Annotated in this window: 19 protein-coding genes; 16 read left to right on the top strand and 3 right to left on the bottom strand. The window is 67.3% G+C overall.

Going from position 1 to position 14,379, the window contains the following annotated elements:
• Window positions 1–21 precede the first annotated feature (21 nt).
• The 16 genes from DFR67_RS28095 to DFR67_RS28020 all read left to right on the top strand — a co-directional run bounded on the left by DFR67_RS28095 (window position 22) and on the right by DFR67_RS28020 (window position 12,956).
• Window positions 22–1,956: a hypothetical protein gene (locus tag DFR67_RS28095; protein WP_110472759.1), complete on the top strand. Its 1,935-nt coding sequence runs from the start codon at window positions 22–24 to the stop codon at window positions 1,954–1,956.
• The gene (locus tag DFR67_RS28090; protein ID WP_110472758.1) at window positions 1,956–2,249 is read left to right on the top strand and encodes a transposase; all 294 of its coding nucleotides are present in this window, start codon (window positions 1,956–1,958) and stop codon (window positions 2,247–2,249) included. Before DFR67_RS28095 ends, DFR67_RS28090 begins: the two co-directional genes overlap by 1 nt.
• A gap of 3 nt (window positions 2,250–2,252) precedes the next feature.
• Window positions 2,253–4,307: a transglycosylase family protein gene (locus DFR67_RS28085; RefSeq protein ID WP_110472757.1), complete on the top strand. Its 2,055-nt coding sequence runs from the start codon at window positions 2,253–2,255 to the stop codon at window positions 4,305–4,307.
• Between the two features lie 13 nt (window positions 4,308–4,320).
• Window positions 4,321–4,824, top strand: coding sequence for a VldE C-terminal domain-containing protein (locus tag DFR67_RS28080; protein WP_110472756.1), 504 nt, complete (start codon window positions 4,321–4,323; stop codon window positions 4,822–4,824).
• Window positions 4,817–5,386, top strand: a complete 570-nt coding sequence (locus DFR67_RS28075; RefSeq protein WP_110472755.1) for a hypothetical protein — start codon at window positions 4,817–4,819, stop codon at window positions 5,384–5,386. Before DFR67_RS28080 ends, DFR67_RS28075 begins: the two co-directional genes overlap by 8 nt.
• Window positions 5,387–5,421: 35 nt before the next feature.
• Window positions 5,422–5,940 (top strand): hypothetical protein, encoded by a 519-nt coding sequence (locus tag DFR67_RS28070; RefSeq protein WP_110472754.1) that lies wholly within the window; start codon window positions 5,422–5,424, stop codon window positions 5,938–5,940.
• Between the two features lie 57 nt (window positions 5,941–5,997).
• Window positions 5,998–6,648 carry a hypothetical protein gene (locus tag DFR67_RS28065; protein WP_110472753.1) on the top strand — a complete coding sequence of 217 codons (651 nt, stop codon included), beginning with the start codon at window positions 5,998–6,000 and terminating at the stop codon, window positions 6,646–6,648.
• Entirely contained in the window at window positions 6,645–7,079 is a 435-nt protein-coding gene (locus tag DFR67_RS28060) for a hypothetical protein (RefSeq protein ID WP_110472752.1), read from the top strand. The genes DFR67_RS28065 and DFR67_RS28060 overlap by 4 nt, the downstream gene beginning before the upstream one ends.
• A gap of 117 nt (window positions 7,080–7,196) precedes the next feature.
• Window positions 7,197–7,439 (top strand): hypothetical protein, encoded by a 243-nt coding sequence (locus DFR67_RS28055; RefSeq protein ID WP_110472751.1) that lies wholly within the window; start codon window positions 7,197–7,199, stop codon window positions 7,437–7,439.
• Between the two features lie 86 nt (window positions 7,440–7,525).
• The gene (locus DFR67_RS28050; protein WP_110472750.1) at window positions 7,526–7,774 is read left to right on the top strand and encodes a hypothetical protein; all 249 of its coding nucleotides are present in this window, start codon (window positions 7,526–7,528) and stop codon (window positions 7,772–7,774) included.
• Complete coding sequence (locus DFR67_RS28045) at window positions 7,771–8,289, top strand: hypothetical protein (protein WP_146240560.1); 519 nt, start codon at window positions 7,771–7,773, stop codon at window positions 8,287–8,289. Before DFR67_RS28050 ends, DFR67_RS28045 begins: the two co-directional genes overlap by 4 nt.
• The gene (locus tag DFR67_RS28040; protein WP_110472748.1) at window positions 8,282–9,061 is read left to right on the top strand and encodes a hypothetical protein; all 780 of its coding nucleotides are present in this window, start codon (window positions 8,282–8,284) and stop codon (window positions 9,059–9,061) included. Before DFR67_RS28045 ends, DFR67_RS28040 begins: the two co-directional genes overlap by 8 nt.
• A gap of 244 nt (window positions 9,062–9,305) precedes the next feature.
• Window positions 9,306–11,195 (top strand): type IV secretory system conjugative DNA transfer family protein, encoded by a 1,890-nt coding sequence (locus tag DFR67_RS28035; protein ID WP_110472747.1) that lies wholly within the window; start codon window positions 9,306–9,308, stop codon window positions 11,193–11,195.
• Window positions 11,192–11,713, top strand: coding sequence for a DUF4913 domain-containing protein (locus DFR67_RS28030; RefSeq protein ID WP_170135294.1), 522 nt, complete (start codon window positions 11,192–11,194; stop codon window positions 11,711–11,713). The genes DFR67_RS28035 and DFR67_RS28030 overlap by 4 nt, the downstream gene beginning before the upstream one ends.
• Window positions 11,713–12,651: a hypothetical protein gene (locus DFR67_RS28025; protein WP_110472746.1), complete on the top strand. Its 939-nt coding sequence runs from the start codon at window positions 11,713–11,715 to the stop codon at window positions 12,649–12,651. The genes DFR67_RS28030 and DFR67_RS28025 overlap by 1 nt, the downstream gene beginning before the upstream one ends.
• 8 nt (window positions 12,652–12,659) lie before the next feature.
• The gene (locus DFR67_RS28020; protein WP_146240559.1) at window positions 12,660–12,956 is read left to right on the top strand and encodes a hypothetical protein; all 297 of its coding nucleotides are present in this window, start codon (window positions 12,660–12,662) and stop codon (window positions 12,954–12,956) included.
• A gap of 55 nt (window positions 12,957–13,011) precedes the next feature.
• On the opposite strand, the gene DFR67_RS28015 is transcribed toward DFR67_RS28020, so the two are convergent.
• The 3 genes from DFR67_RS28015 to DFR67_RS28010 all read right to left on the bottom strand — a co-directional run bounded on the left by DFR67_RS28015 (window position 13,012) and on the right by DFR67_RS28010 (window position 14,234).
• Window positions 13,012–13,221 (bottom strand): recombinase family protein, encoded by a 210-nt coding sequence (locus tag DFR67_RS28015; protein ID WP_158540059.1) that lies wholly within the window; start codon window positions 13,219–13,221, stop codon window positions 13,012–13,014.
• The gene (locus DFR67_RS31430; protein ID WP_281268388.1) at window positions 13,218–13,343 is read right to left on the bottom strand and encodes a hypothetical protein; all 126 of its coding nucleotides are present in this window, start codon (window positions 13,341–13,343) and stop codon (window positions 13,218–13,220) included. Before DFR67_RS31430 ends, DFR67_RS28015 begins: the two co-directional genes overlap by 4 nt.
• A gap of 93 nt (window positions 13,344–13,436) precedes the next feature.
• Complete coding sequence (locus DFR67_RS28010; protein WP_110472743.1) at window positions 13,437–14,234, bottom strand: hypothetical protein; 798 nt, start codon at window positions 14,232–14,234, stop codon at window positions 13,437–13,439.
• Between the last annotated feature and the right edge of the window lie 145 nt (window positions 14,235–14,379).

The following is a 14,379-nucleotide window of genomic DNA, read 5'->3' as shown; positions in this document are numbered from 1 at the left end:
GACGATGAAAGGAACTGTGCTGTGACCATTCTGGGCCGCCACGCCGCCACCGACACCCCACCGGCTCAAGCCGGGCCGGGGATTGCCTCGGCCACTGAACACGATCCCGACCCGCAGGTCCTCACCGACACCGATGTTGCCGCCCTCCTCGACGACGGCGTCGATGACGGGGTGGAGTTCGTGCGGATCGGGGGCATCAAGATCCGCACCGCCCGCGCCTGGCGTGAGCTCAACGCCGCAGCGCAGGCAACGGGGTGGCAAGGTCGACGCGCCCGCAGGTTGTTGCGCCGCGAACAGCGACTGCGCAAGGCCTCGATCGAGCGGGTCGTCGACTACGGCGGATTCGACCGCCCGATCCCGATGTCGGGGAGCAGAGGGTTCTCCGGCCGAGGCGGGGGCCGGATGCGGTCGGTGGCACGGATACCCGAATGGCGGGCCACCACCACTCAGGCCGGCGGCGGATTCTGGCCGTTCTCCATCGGCGCGTCGGCACCGATGCTCGGCACCCCGCTCGGCTCGCACGCCATCACCGGCGCCGACTGCGGGTTCGACCCGATTGTCTGGTTCGATGCCGGCGGCCTGATCAACGCACCCATCACCTTTGTGTTGGCGCTCAACGGATTCGGCAAGTCCTCGCTGGTACGCCGGATGGCGACCGGGATCATGGCCCAGAACCACACGTGCCTGTTCATGGGCGACACCAAAAGCGAATACGCCGACCTGACCGGGTTCGTCGACGGCCAGCACATTGGCCTGTCCTACAGCCGTGGGACGGTCAACCCACTCGCAGCTGGCGGGCTGGGATCGGTGATCGGGAGGCTCCAGGCGGCGGCCCGCACCGCCGACGACGTCGACCCACCGTTGGCCTGGGATCCGAACCGCCGCGCTGAACTGCAGGCCTTGATCGTGGGCGTCGGGGAACAGGTCCGCGCCCGCCAGGTGCAGATGATCAACGGACTGCTGCAGCTGGTGCGCTCGAGCCCCATCGAGGACTTCGAGGAAACGCTGATCCGGGTCGCCCTCGACCAGCTCTACGATCCCGCAGTCGGCGGTTTCACCTACGACCACCCGCCGATCCTGTCGGACCTGTACGCGGCGATCGATGGTAGCGATGAGCGGCTGTGGCCCAAAGTCGGAGCCGATGACCGCGAGCAATACCGGCTCATCACCCGCAAACTGCGTCAGTCGTTGAACTCGTTGATCGACGGCAACTTTGGGCGGGTCTTCAACGCCCACACCTCTCACCCCATCGATATCGACGCCCCGGCGATCTGTGTCGATGTCTCGGGTATCGACGAGTCCGACGGCAAACTCCTGGCCGCGGTGTTGATGGTGTGCTGGTCCGATGGGTTCGGGGCGGTCGAGGCCGCGCACACCCTCGCCGACGCCGACCTGGCCCCCAAACGCAACTTTTTGATTGTGATGGACGAGCTGTGGCGCGTGCTCGGCGCCGGGGCCGGGATGGTCGACCGGGTCAACGCACTGACCCGACTAAACCGGACCATCGGCACCGCACTGATCATGATCACCCACACCATGAAAGACCTCGGGGCGTTCGACTCGGCCGCCGACGTCAACAACGCCCAGGGGTTCATCGAACGCGCCCCGGCGAAGATCATCGGCCCGGTCGGGCCCGATGAGATCCGCCGTCTCAAAGCGGTCACCAAGTTCACCGCCACCGAAGAGCGGTGGCTGACGTCGCTGGCGTCCACACCGCCGCCTTCGCCGGCCACGATCCGAAAAATCAAACAAGGGCAGCGGCAAAAGCCCACCGGGCTGGGCTGTTTCCTGCTCAAGTACGGCACCTCCGATGAACAGATCGGGATGCCGTTCCGGACCACCTTCACCCCCACCGAAGAGCGCCGTGGTGTGCACAACACCAACACCCGCTGGAGCAGCGGAGCCCAAGGCGGCCAGAAAACCAACGCGTCAGCAGGACAGGGGCACCGGCCGTGATGAGCTCGCAGCGCTACCGTTCCATCACCGACGAGACCCGCCAACGGGCCGTCAAACAGGTCACCGAGTTACTGCCGCACACCACCTCCGTCGCTCAGGCGGTACGGGTTGTGGCGGAGCGCTTTTCGGTATCACCCAACTCGATCCGCAACTGGATGGCCAACGCCGGCATCGACCCCACCCAGACCCTGGCCGAGCAGCGCCTAGCCCAGGCGCAGGCGCAGATCGCGCGGCTCACCGAACTCAATGAAGCCCTCGCCGCAGGTCGCCCACCCACCGCAGGGTCTGAGTAACCGATGGATGAGCAGTCCGGAGGCGCCGGGAAGCTGATCGCAGCCGCGATCGCGTTGGTAGTGGCCATTCCCATGGTCATCGCCCTGGCTTTCAGCGGCAGCGGGTCGGACTGCGCTGTCCCCACCGCCGCACCCGGCGGGAGCACGCTGGCACCCGGCTCCAAGGTGTCACCGATGAAAACGGGTACCTACCAGCTCACCTCCCCGTTCGGGCCACGCGCGGGCACCATGCACCAGGGGCAGGACTACGGATCGACCCCTGATCAGCCGATCTACGCCGCCGCTGACGGGACCGTCGCCCAAGCCGGTGAAGCCACGGGATTCGGGCAGTGGATCGTCCTCGACCACAACGTCGACGGGCATGTGTACTCCACGGTCTACGGGCATATGTTCCCCAACGGTGTGCTGGTCAAAGTAGGCGACAAGGTCACCGCCGGTCAGCACATCGCCAATGTCGGCTACAACGGGGAGGTCGACCCGGCCGGGCCGGGTGGGGCGCATCTGCACTTCGAGGTGTGGGACGGCGGCTGGGGAAAGACCGCGATCGACCCGATGCCGTGGCTGGTCGGCGCGGTCGAGCCGGGCCAGCCCGCACCCCCCGCCGGCGGCGGCGCCCCGGCAGCACCGGGTGTGGTGTCGGTCGCGGACTGGGACAAGATCGCCGAACACGAAGCGGGCGGGAACTGGGCGATCAACACCGGCAACGGGTTCTACGGCGGGTTGCAGTTCACCGAGCAGACCTGGAATGGGTTCGGCGGCGGCAAGTACGCACCGACCGCCGACAAGGCTACCAAGGGCCAGCAGATGGAGGTCGCGAACTCTGTTCTCGCCGGTCAAGGGTGGGACGCCTGGCCCACCACCTCCGTGCAGGCCGGTGTGCGCGATAAAAAGCCCGCTCCCGCTGGCACATTCGCCGCCGCCGCCGATCCGGCAGCGCCGAAGCAGCTGGCGGCCCCCGCACCGGCACAGCCGCGTGCACCGCCAGTCGCCGGTGCCCCCGACACTGCCGGCGGCGACCTCAACAAGCCGATGGATGCGGCCAAGGGCTCCGAGGAGCACTGGCAGACCGACACGATCCGTCTGGCGCGGGCTGTCGCACTGAAGTTCCCGCAGGTACAGACCATCGGTGGGTGGCGACCGGTCGACTCCTATCCCGATCACCCGTCGGGCCGTGCCGCCGACATCATGATCCCCAATTTCGAGAGCGCCGAAGGCAAAGCGCTCGGGGACGCGATCAACAAGTACATCCTCGACAACAAGGATTTCTTCGCGGTCGAGTACACCATCTGGCGCCAGCACTACACCCCCGCACAGGGCGAGGGCAACCAGATGGAGGACCGCGGCGACCCCACCCAAAACCACTTCGACCACGTCCACGTCACCACCATCGGCCACGGGTTCCCCGCGCCGGGAACAGATTTCGGCAAAGCGCCCGCAGGTGGTGGCGCCGCTGGCGGCAGCAGCGACGACTGCAAGCAGCCCGAAGACACCCACGGCGGAGAAGACAACCTCGCGGCCGGGACCGTGCCACCGGAGTTCGAGCCGTGGTACCGCAAGGCCGGCGCCTTGTGCCGGCCGATCTCGTCGGCGTTCCTGGCCTCCCAAGGCCATCAGGAGTCGGGGTTCAACCCCCAAGCGACGTCGCCGGACGGCGCGATGGGCCCGGGACAGTTCATGCCCGGGACCTGGCCTGCCTACGGCAAAGACGACGACGGCAACGGCAAGGTCGACCCGTACGACATCGGCGACGGAGTGATGGCCCAAGGCCGGTACATGTGCGCGATCGCGGCCACCATCGATGGCTGGATCGCGGACGGATCGGTCAGCGACGACACCCCAGGCGGGCGCGAAGCGCTCTACCTCGCGGCCTACAACGCCGGCGAAGGCGCAGTCCAGCGCAACCACGGATTCCCCACTGACGGAGCCGATTACATCACCCAGACCCGCCCCTACGCCGACATCATCCTGGCCAACAAACCGAAATACGAAGCGCAGCTCGCCGCCGCACCCGCGTCGAGTTCGGCTCCGGCCACCCCGCCCCCGGCTCCGGCCCGATAAAGGAGAACACCCCATGTCCCACACCATCACCCGCCGCCCCATTGCTGGCGCGGCCGTCTCGGCGGTGCTCGCGGCCGCGGTGCTCCTCGGTGGCTGCACTAGTACCGACTCGGTCAGCGAACCGCCAGTCTCCACGAGCGCCGAGCAGATCATCACCGGCGACCGCGCCGTGGTCGAGCTGGCCCAGAACCTGACCGCCGCATTCGGTCCGCTCGAGTTCAGCAGCCTGCGCCCCAAAGACACGATCCCCGAGCACCGCCAGGGCCTGGCCCTGGACGTGATGATCCCGGGCTGGGACACCCCCGCCGGACAACAGCGGGGGGACCGGATCGCCGCGTGGATCGCCGAGCACGCAGGGGACTACCGGGTCAGCTACACCCTGTGGCGCCAGCACTACCAGCCGTTCCCGGCGACGAAGTACCAGGGCGCGATGATGGAGGACCGGGGATCGCCCACCCAGAACCACCTCGATCACCTGCATATCACCGTCCACCCTGCCGGCGGCGGCGATGTCTGAGCGCCGCAGGCATGTGGCGGCGGTCCTCGCGGCCCTGGCCGCGCTGGTGGTGGTCCTGGCCGGCTGTAGCGCCAGCTCAGGCCCGGACGAACACACGCCGCCGCCCTCGGCCGGACACGATCACGGCCACGAGCTGCCCGGTGCGCCGGACCCGGCCACGGCCGGACCTGATGTGGTCGCGGCCCAGGCGTTGTCGATGATGTTCACCTGGCAACCGGTCACCGACCCCAGTTCAGGCGAAGCCCTGCGACGGGCAGCGCCGTGGCTCGGCGGGGATCTCGCGGCCGCCGCATCCTCCACCCAGCCCGCCGCACTTGAGCGGCCCGATCCGCGGTGGGCAGCGTGGCGACGCAGCGGCGATGTGGTGACCGCGACCGCCGACGTCGACGCCGGGCACATCCCCGACACCCCGACCACCGCCGTGCGGCTGGTCACCGTTCGCCAACGCACCCTGCACGCCGACGGCGACACCACACCGCTGTCGCCCATGCGGATCGACGCCACCCTCTCTCGCACCGACAGCGGGTGGCGGCTGACCGCATTCACCGTCACCGCCGGATAACCCCACCAGCGACCACCAGAGAAGGACCACCAGACATGAGCACCGCAGAGAGCACCACCGGATCTGAGCAGAGCCACGCCCCGCTACCGCTGCCGTGGGAAGCAGCGATGACCGTCGCCGCGATGGGCTTTGTCGTCGCGGTGCTGGTGCGCTGCATCGACCTCGCCGCCCGCACCAGTGACGGTGCGGCGGCTCTCGCGTTGAGCAGGCTCCAGGACTCGCTCACCACGGCCGCTCACGCGTCCACCGGGCCAGTGGTCATGACACTGCTGGCAGTGGTGGGCGCGGCGGTCGCCGTGGTGGGTCCGATCCTGTCCTGCCGGTTGGTTCTTGGGGCGTGGCCCGGTGCGGGCGACCGGCCCGGCCTGGCAGCGATCGCCGCCGGCGCTGCCGGTGCGGCCGGTGTCTTCGCCGCCGTATTCCTCTACACCGCAGTCATCTCCACCATGACAGCACCATCCATCCCGGCCGCAGCCGGTGCAGAGGTGTGCGCGGCGATCGCCGCGATGTGCGCCTGGGCATCGCGGCGGCAACGAGAACCGCACGCCGACTGAATCCGCAACGCACGGACACAACAAAAAGAACGCAGCACCGATGAAGGAGAGACCGACATGACACAAACCCAGGATTGGGACACCGCAGAACGAGCCGTCACCGATGGTGCCGAGCAGCTCAAAGCCGCCGCAGATCATCGACAGATCCGGGCATGGGCGGCCGAGGCGGGGGTGGCCACCAAAGCGCTGTGGCCCAAAGTGAAGACCGAGCTCCGCAAACAACTCGACATCGACTACGACCAGATCCGCGCCGACGCGATCGCCGCCGAAGCGGCCGCCGTGGAAGCAGCGGCCAAGGACGCGCCGGTCATCGAATTGTTCTGTGCCGGTGACGATGAAGTCGCCTCGTATGCGGTCTGCGCGGTCGCTGACGATCATGAATCGTGGTACGGCGAGTTCCACAGCAAAGACGTCATCTACCGAGCAGGCGACGAACTGTCCGCTGAGCGCTCAGCCGCCGACAAAGCCATCTACCTCGCCGGCAAAGCCCGCGAAAAGGCCGGCCTCGATACCGTGCGGCTGATCGTGCACACCAGCCACCACGACCTGACCGTGGAAGATCTCTCCGCCACCGCCTCACGGCACCGGGTAGCAGTCAGCCTCGAACTGACCGACCAGAACCCGGCCATCGCCCTATGCCGGGCCCCGGGCTATCGCACCTGGCGCGAGATCCGGCTCGATGCCCTGTTTACACCGGCAGCATCATGACGGCCGCCGACTCCACCGGCCCGGTGTCCTGGAACGACGGCTGGCAACGGTTCAGTCGCCACCATCGGCGGGCGCTGATCGCCGCCGAAGGTCTGGTGCTCGCCGGGCTTGCGGCCGCGGTGCCGCTGTACCTGCACCTCGCCGGGTATCAGTGGCGAACAGGTGCCGGTGAGCAGGTCCGCGAGCTGCCCCCGAACATCGACCAGGTTCTGTCGTGGGCGCTATGGACCGCCACCATCGGGGCGGCCGTTGCCGCCGCAGTCGCCATTGGGCTCGTCGCGACCCGTGTGTTCAGTCAGCTCCGGACACCAGCTGCTCAGTGGCGGCGCGTTCCCGCTGCCGCCGGGTGGGCACTAATCACCGGGGCTCTGTGGGCGGTGTCCTCAATGACCACCACCGGCGTCATCGTCAACGGCCTTGTCATGACGTGACCCTCACCGCAACCACGCGGTGACCTGTCCGTGACTGAAAGGAGCTGCCTCCCAAACGCACCCACGTTCCGTCAACGCCCGCATCAGCTCAAGCACTACACACAAAGGAGATCCATCATGAAAAACACACTGCGCACGAAAATCGCGTCTATCGCCGTCGCCGGTGCAGCCACCGCAGCCGTACTTACCGGGGCGGGAGCAGCCAACGCCGATGATCCGGCATGGCCCAACTACAAGGTCGGCCCGTACAGCTCCCAGTACGAATGCGAGAACGCGCCGAGCCCGTACATCCAGGTCTCACCGTGCTTCTGGGTCCCCACCCCGGTCAACGCCTGGTACTTCTGGGGCGAAACCATCTGAGCGCCAGAGCCGCTGACACCTCTCGGTGTCAGCGGCTCTGCCCACCTGCGAGTCCAACACACCCACCACCCACCAAGGAACCCACTATGGGCATTCCCGATGACCCCGCCGCACTGCTCGACGACGCCCGCCTATCCCTACTCGAGGCCGCAGAGCACCCCTACGGCAGTATCCGCCGCCGCTGCGCTCACCACCACGCCGCCACCCAGGCCAGCGACGTGCTCGCCCGGCCCGAATCCACTGCCGACCAACGCGATCAGGCTGCGCGCTACCTGCACCAAGCGCTAGCGACCGGTCCAGAGCAGGACGAAGCGGCCGGTGGTGACCCCAGGTGAGCGCCAGCACGACCCTCCTTCTTACCTGCACCGCAGGACTCGCCATCATGGCGACCTGGGCCCCGGTACTGCGGGTGCTGAACCTGGCGGCCGAACGGGTGGGCCAGCGTCGCCGGGCTCTGTGGCCGCTGGTCGGGTTCGCGGTACTCGCGGCCAGTGTGGTGATCACAAGCCTGGTATGCGTGGGGCTGGGTACCGAGCTGATCGGCGGCCCCGACCGGCCCACGATCTGCGACTTCGATGAGTTCGGGTGCCGGCCGACCGTGGATCGCAGCGGCCCGGCGACACCGCAGGCGGTGCACGCGCTCTACGTCCTGGCCGCGATAGCGCTGGTCGGTCTCGCCGCCGACGCGGTCGTGTTCGTGCGCAAGCGCTGGTACACACCACCCCTCACCTGCGGCATGGGAGACACCCCCGCCGCCCCCGGCGACACACCCCACCCCGGACCAGATGCGTTCAGCGGTTCTCCGACAACACTTCTCGACCACAACGACAGGAGCCCATCACATGACTAACGACAGCGCGCCTACGCTCAACCCACCTCACCCCGGAATCGTCGACCCCGGCCATTTCGCTGCCGGCGACCGTGTGGTGTTCGGCCACGACTCGGTGTCCCATACCGCCGACACCCAGACGTCGATCGTGGTGTCCGGCGTGGCGACCGACACCGGGTGTATTGCGTTGCGCGGTGCACACGTTGCCGGCGGCGATGTCTACCAGACATCGATCGGGAACGTCCTTCATGCCACCGGGTGCGATGCCTGCGACCAGTGCGCCGCGGCGCGCCAACGCGCTGACACCTACGAGTACCAGGAACAACGGTCGCTATTCAACGACAACGGGCTGGCCCGCGCGGACGCTCTGCGTGAGAACGGCCTGGCCGTGCTGTCCTCGGCAGGGCGCGGATGTGGCCACGGCGACACCTACACCCTGGCCGCCGACGCCCCTGTGCCGCAGTGGATGCACACCGCGCTCGCCGGTGTCGTTTTCTCGGCCCCCGAAGGTCCGTGGCCCAACTGGGGGCGCACCGACGCCCCCATTGACTGGCCCGCGCTGATCGCGGCGCACCCTGACGGCCTCGACGTCGACCCCGGCGTCACCGATGACCTCCACGGCGCCTCGTGGACATCGATTGTCGAAGCGTTCGCCCTCGCCCGCAGCACCGACCCCCAGGCCGCCCTGGACGTGTGCTTGTGGGTCGATACCGACAGCACTGTGCTGGTGGAACCGGCCTACCTGCACCACTGTGTCGAGGATGTGGGCCGCATATGGCATCTCAACAACTGACCCCCGCAAGCACAGCCCGCAATCAAGTTTGCTCATCAGCTATTTCGCACGACCCTAACGAAGGACGCACCCGATGAATGATCACCCCACAGCCCCAGACGACGACGGCCCTGCGCCCGATTCCGCGCGGTTCGGGTCTACGCCCGATGGCCGCGCCGTGTTCGGTTCGTCGCAGGACACGACCGTCGATATCTGGGGGCCTCGCCGGTGCAAGCCCCGGCCCGCTGGCTGGAAGGGGTAGCAGATGCCTACAACTCCCGGACAGATCCGGACTCCGAAATCCTCTGAGGCACCATGGATCTTCGGTTGCCTGGGGATCGGGGCCACGATCGTGGGAACCGGCTGGGCGGCGCTGCACCTGGCCGGCGGACAGACGGTACCGGCCAACCCGATCACCGCCGCAGGGGAGCTCGCCCGCGGTCAGGTCCTCTGGTCGACCACAGCGACCGTGTGGGCCGTGGCGATCGCCCTCGTCATCGCGGCCGTAGCGGTCGCGATGACCCGCTGGTGGTATGTGCGGCGCGGTCAATTCAAACGGGTCGACGCCGCCGCACAATATTTGGGGCGGGGTAAAGACATCGAGACCCTCACCGGGCGGGCCGTGCAGATCAAGGCCGACGAGCTGGGCGTGATCATGCCGACCGGACCGGAGAACTCCCACTGCTCACCGGGTGTGCCGATCGGGGGGACCCTGCGGGGGTCGGTACGGCTGTTCGGCTCGTTCGAGGACATGCACGTCGACATCTGGGGCCCCCGCATGGGCAAATCGACGTCGCGGATCATTCGCGCGATCTGCGAAGCCCCCGGGGCGGTGCTGGCAACAGAGAACAAGCGCGGCAACCTCGATCACACCCGCTATGTCCGCGAGCACATGGGCCGAGCGGTGTGGGTGTTCGACCCCCAACAGGTCGCGCAGCAACCAGCAACCTTCTACTGGAATCCTTTGTCGTACATCCTTGACCCCCGATCGCGGCATGACCCGGCGGCCACCGATGGTCCCGACGCTGAAGAGCGCGCAGCCTCCCTGGCCGAACAGTTCGCCAGCGGCGGCGACGGGCAGGCTGTGAAGAAGGATCCGTACTTCGATCCCGAAGGCCAGGATCTACTGGCCAACCTGCTGTTGGCCTCGGCACTGGCGGGGGAGCAGATCACCGTAGTTTATGAGCGGTTGACTCGCCGCGATCGCTGCGAGGAAGCCGTACAGATTCTGCGGCCGACGTACCCGTATGTAGCTGGGTCGTTGCAGGCCCGATTGCGCCTGGCCGCCAAACAGCAGGACGGCATTTTCGGCACCGCCTTGAAGATGGCGGCGTGTCTGCGCTCGAGCCGTGTCAAGCAGTGGATCACCACCAGCCCCGGCGATACCCGCCCGCACTTGGATCTGCACCAGTTCGTCCGGGGCAGCGAGACCCTGTACTGCCTGTCCAAGGAGGGGGTCGGGTCGACCGGTCCCTTGATTGCTGCACTGACTGTTGCTGCGTGTGAGGCCGCCGAAGAGATCGCCACCGCATCCCCTGGCGGGCGTTTGCCGACCCCGATGCTCTGCGCCCTCGACGAGGCCGCCAACGTGGTCCGCTGGCAACGACTGCCAGCTCTGTACTCGCACTACGGCTCTCGCGGCATCAACATCATGACGGTGCTGCAGAGCTGGGCCCAGGGGGTTGAGGTCTGGGGCAAAGACGGGATGAGCATGCTCTGGAGCGCTGCGAACGTCCGCGTCTATGGCGGCAACGTCAGCGACGACAGCTTCCTGGAGTTCCTGTCCAAGCTGGTGGGGGACTACGACCGCGAATCAACCAGCGTGTCGCGGTCCAAAGGCAGCAACTCCACCAGCACCCAGATCAGCCGAGAACGGCTGTTCAACATCTCCGACTTGGCGTCGTGGCCACGCGGTCGGGCGCTGGTGTTCTCCGCCGGCAACCCGGCCACCATCGCCAAAACCATTCCCTGGATGGACACCCCCTACGCCGGGCTCATCAAAGAGTCCCTGGCCCGCTACGCCCCGCCGCGCACCGCAAAGCCCGATGTCCTGGGCGGCGGCCGGTTCAGGGGACTGCTGACCCACAGCAGCGGCGACATCGCCCAGCCGTCCGCAGCTGCGCCCACGCTGACGAAAGGAACACTCCCGCGATGAGCACTCCCGATGACCTGTTCGATGAGATGGACGAGCTGCCCGCAGAGCCGCGACCCGCTGCCGATGCACCACCGCCGCCCACTGGTCGGCAAGAACGTGGTGCCGAGACAGAGAGCGGCGCGGAAGGGTCTGATGATCCTCCGGTTCCCGAGTTCTCCTCGGTGTACGACTTCGTCGACACCCATCTGATCTTCATCTTCGCCCGCGACACCTCCAAACCGCAGTTCCGATGGTGCGCGAAATGGTGGCTGCACGGCGAAGCGGTCAGCCGCTTCGAGGCGTTGTGGCGGGCCTATGAGCAACTGCGCCTCGATCCCGGGACCGGGATGAGTGTGTGGTGGCGCGATCACGCCGGCCCGGCGATGGCCGCGCTGTTCGACCCGGACGGCCCGTTCGACGGCTGCTCGGCCGAACTCGGCCGCCACGAGCCGGTGTGCCAGATGCTGCCCGTCGAGCCGATGGACGACGCGTTGCTCCGGCAGATCATGAGTGGTCAACTCCAAGAAGGGAATAACTGATGGAAGAGCACGAACAGGAAGAACGGGAACTGGTTGGGGCGATGGAGCGGTCGTTGGCGGCCGCGATCGGTGCCAGTGCCTCGCTGCTCGAAGCGTACTTCCGGCGCCGGGCCCGCCAGGCCGGACGCACTCCTGCCGAGAAGAGCAGCGATGAGCGCAGCGCCGATGAACACCAGGAGGTCGACCGCGAGGTGCGTAAGGAGCTCGCGCTCTATCGCGACGACGGGGAAATGTGGCGCAGCGCCGACTATGAGGTGATCAATGATCAGATCCTGCGTGAGCAGGGCATTGATCCGCGCCGGATCGGGGAGCCCACCGCCGATAAGGAATGGGTCACCCGCGCGACCGGCGCCGAGGTCCTCGACGTGTACGCCGCGGCCGACAAGTGGGCGGGCCGCTCGGAGACGGCGGAGGCAGTGCGTGCCAATATCGCTGAGCAGTTGCAGGAGTACGGCATCGACCTGAACGAGCTTCTGTCGGCACCACCTGAGGCCGGCGCGGAGATGATCGAGACCGCCCGCGCCGCGCACTGGGCACAGCGTGGCCACGACCCCACGGGCACCCCAGCAGAACGCACCGCAGCCGACCGCGACGGCCGGCAGGTGCAGCAGCTCCTCGGACAAGCGGGGGCGGCCGACCGCGACGCCGACCGCAGCGCCGCGCAGGCACGAGATCTCGGGGCACGCGGGGACCACCTCGCCGCCCAGCATCGGGCAAGCACGATCGTCGTCGACGGGACGGTCGTCGACACCACCGCCTCGCGTTCCACCCAGGCCGCCGACGCACGCGGGCACACCGGCGCCGGCAAAGCGGCCGCGATGGCCGCGCGTGACCATCCCACTCACCCCCGCCAAGCGGCCGCCACTCCGGCGTCCAAATCAGCCAAAGCCGCACCGTCACGGACCGCACCGGCCCGCGAACGCGGCCACGGCAGGTGACCATCACCATGACCAACCACGATCGCCGCCGCCAAGAACTGGCGGTGGCGATCGTGCGCGGCATCCCGATCCCGGGCCCCATACCGAGATCCAAAGATCTTTCTGAGGCCATCACGACCGGCCTGCTCATCGAAGGCGTCGTCGACGTCACCGTCGAGGTTGCCATTGGAACCATCGGCAGATCCCGGCACGTGTTCGTAGTGATCGGCGGTCCCGACGTCGAGGCGGCAGTAGCAGCCCTGATGGCCGCGCCCGAGTATCACGGTCTCATCCGCGCCACCGTTGAACATCACCTCGCCGGCTGAAGACGTGGTGCCCACCCCGCACGCCGAATACACCAGTGAAGCAACGTCGTAACGACTACACCGTCTGCAGGTGCTTTCGCGCGCGAAGGTGCCACACGTTGATCGGCTTCCACGCGCCCCGTTGCTCCGGGGTTGGAATGCCATGCGTGTTCAGGTAGTCGCTGATCTCCCGGTTGGAGTGTCCGTCTGCGATGAGCCGCGAGACGAGTCGTGCGGTGTCCGGCGGGCACAGCGGGGGACGGCCGACCGGCCGACTCCCGCTCACTGTCCACCCCGACCGTTGACAATCCGGCACAGGGCATCGAGTAACTCGCTGAACATCGACCGCGCCGTGCGACTGCGCTCAGGAGCTCCCCACAGGGAGACGAACACGACGAGCACGGTCAAGAGCGACAGAGTGATTGGCACGATAAATGCCAGTAGAAGCAAGGTATCCACAAGGATGTCCTCGCGTAGGGCGGGACACCGAGCGAGCGCGGTCTAGGCGGCGCGCAGAGATGTTCCCGCAGGTTGATCGAAGTAGGTGATCAACCTGCGGTTGGGGCCACGGGTCAGCTGAGGACGGGCGGCAACACTGTGCCCAGGAGGGGAACACGCCCTCTCCCGTCGGGAAACCCGATGTCGGATGCCCACAGCCTCTTTGAGCCGCCGGACGCGGTCCGCGAACCTGCGGACACCATCGGCTAGTTGTGGCGGACCGTTCATCGATGGTTTTGGGCGGCCCCGTAGGCGCTGGAGCCACCGCGATATCGAGGCACCCGCGCGCGAGGCCTTGTCAAGGACCGTGCCGAATCCGACACTGGTGCCAGGAATCCAGGATCGGTGCGGTTCGATCGTTTTCCAGAGCCGACTCACCGTCGGGGGCATCGCCTGCGAGAGCCGCGCCGCCACGTGCGCCATTTTCGGCGCAACCGCAAGCTCGATCGTGCGCTGGGCGGCGAGCAGGCGCGGGGCCCGGATGATCCCAGCGTGTATGTCCGGGGAGACAGACTGGGAAAAGCGCGCGGCAATCTTTTCCATCTGTCTCATCGGTTCGAAGGACCGCGCGAGGATCCGGTGCGCGTTTCCGAGGCCCTGGGTGGTGTCGATCACGCCAGTGATGTTCGGGGACATCGACCGCGAGATCTGCGCGGCCACTCCTGCCATCTGAGGTGCCACAGTCTGAGCGACCATGCGCTGCGCGGCCCGAAAGCCCGGCGTATTGGTGACCCGGGCAGCCAGATCAGCGGCCATGCGCATGTCTGCGCTGACACCGATGCTGCTGTACCCGGAACTCATACATCGATGATACGAACCCGCCGGTAAAGTTCGCATATTCCTGACATGACCGCGCGCCGGGCACTGTGCCTGTGCGAACTCAAACCAAGACCGGGTGAGGACTTGACTTGGTTCAGGTGACCGGTCCGAAGCAGGCCCGTTGAGG

The sequence above is a fragment of the Williamsia limnetica genome (assembly GCF_003217475.1).
GTDB lineage: Bacteria > Actinomycetota > Actinomycetes > Mycobacteriales > Mycobacteriaceae > Williamsia > Williamsia limnetica.
Note: the sequence above shows the minus strand (reverse complement) of the source record. Positions and strands in the feature narration are given on the sequence as shown.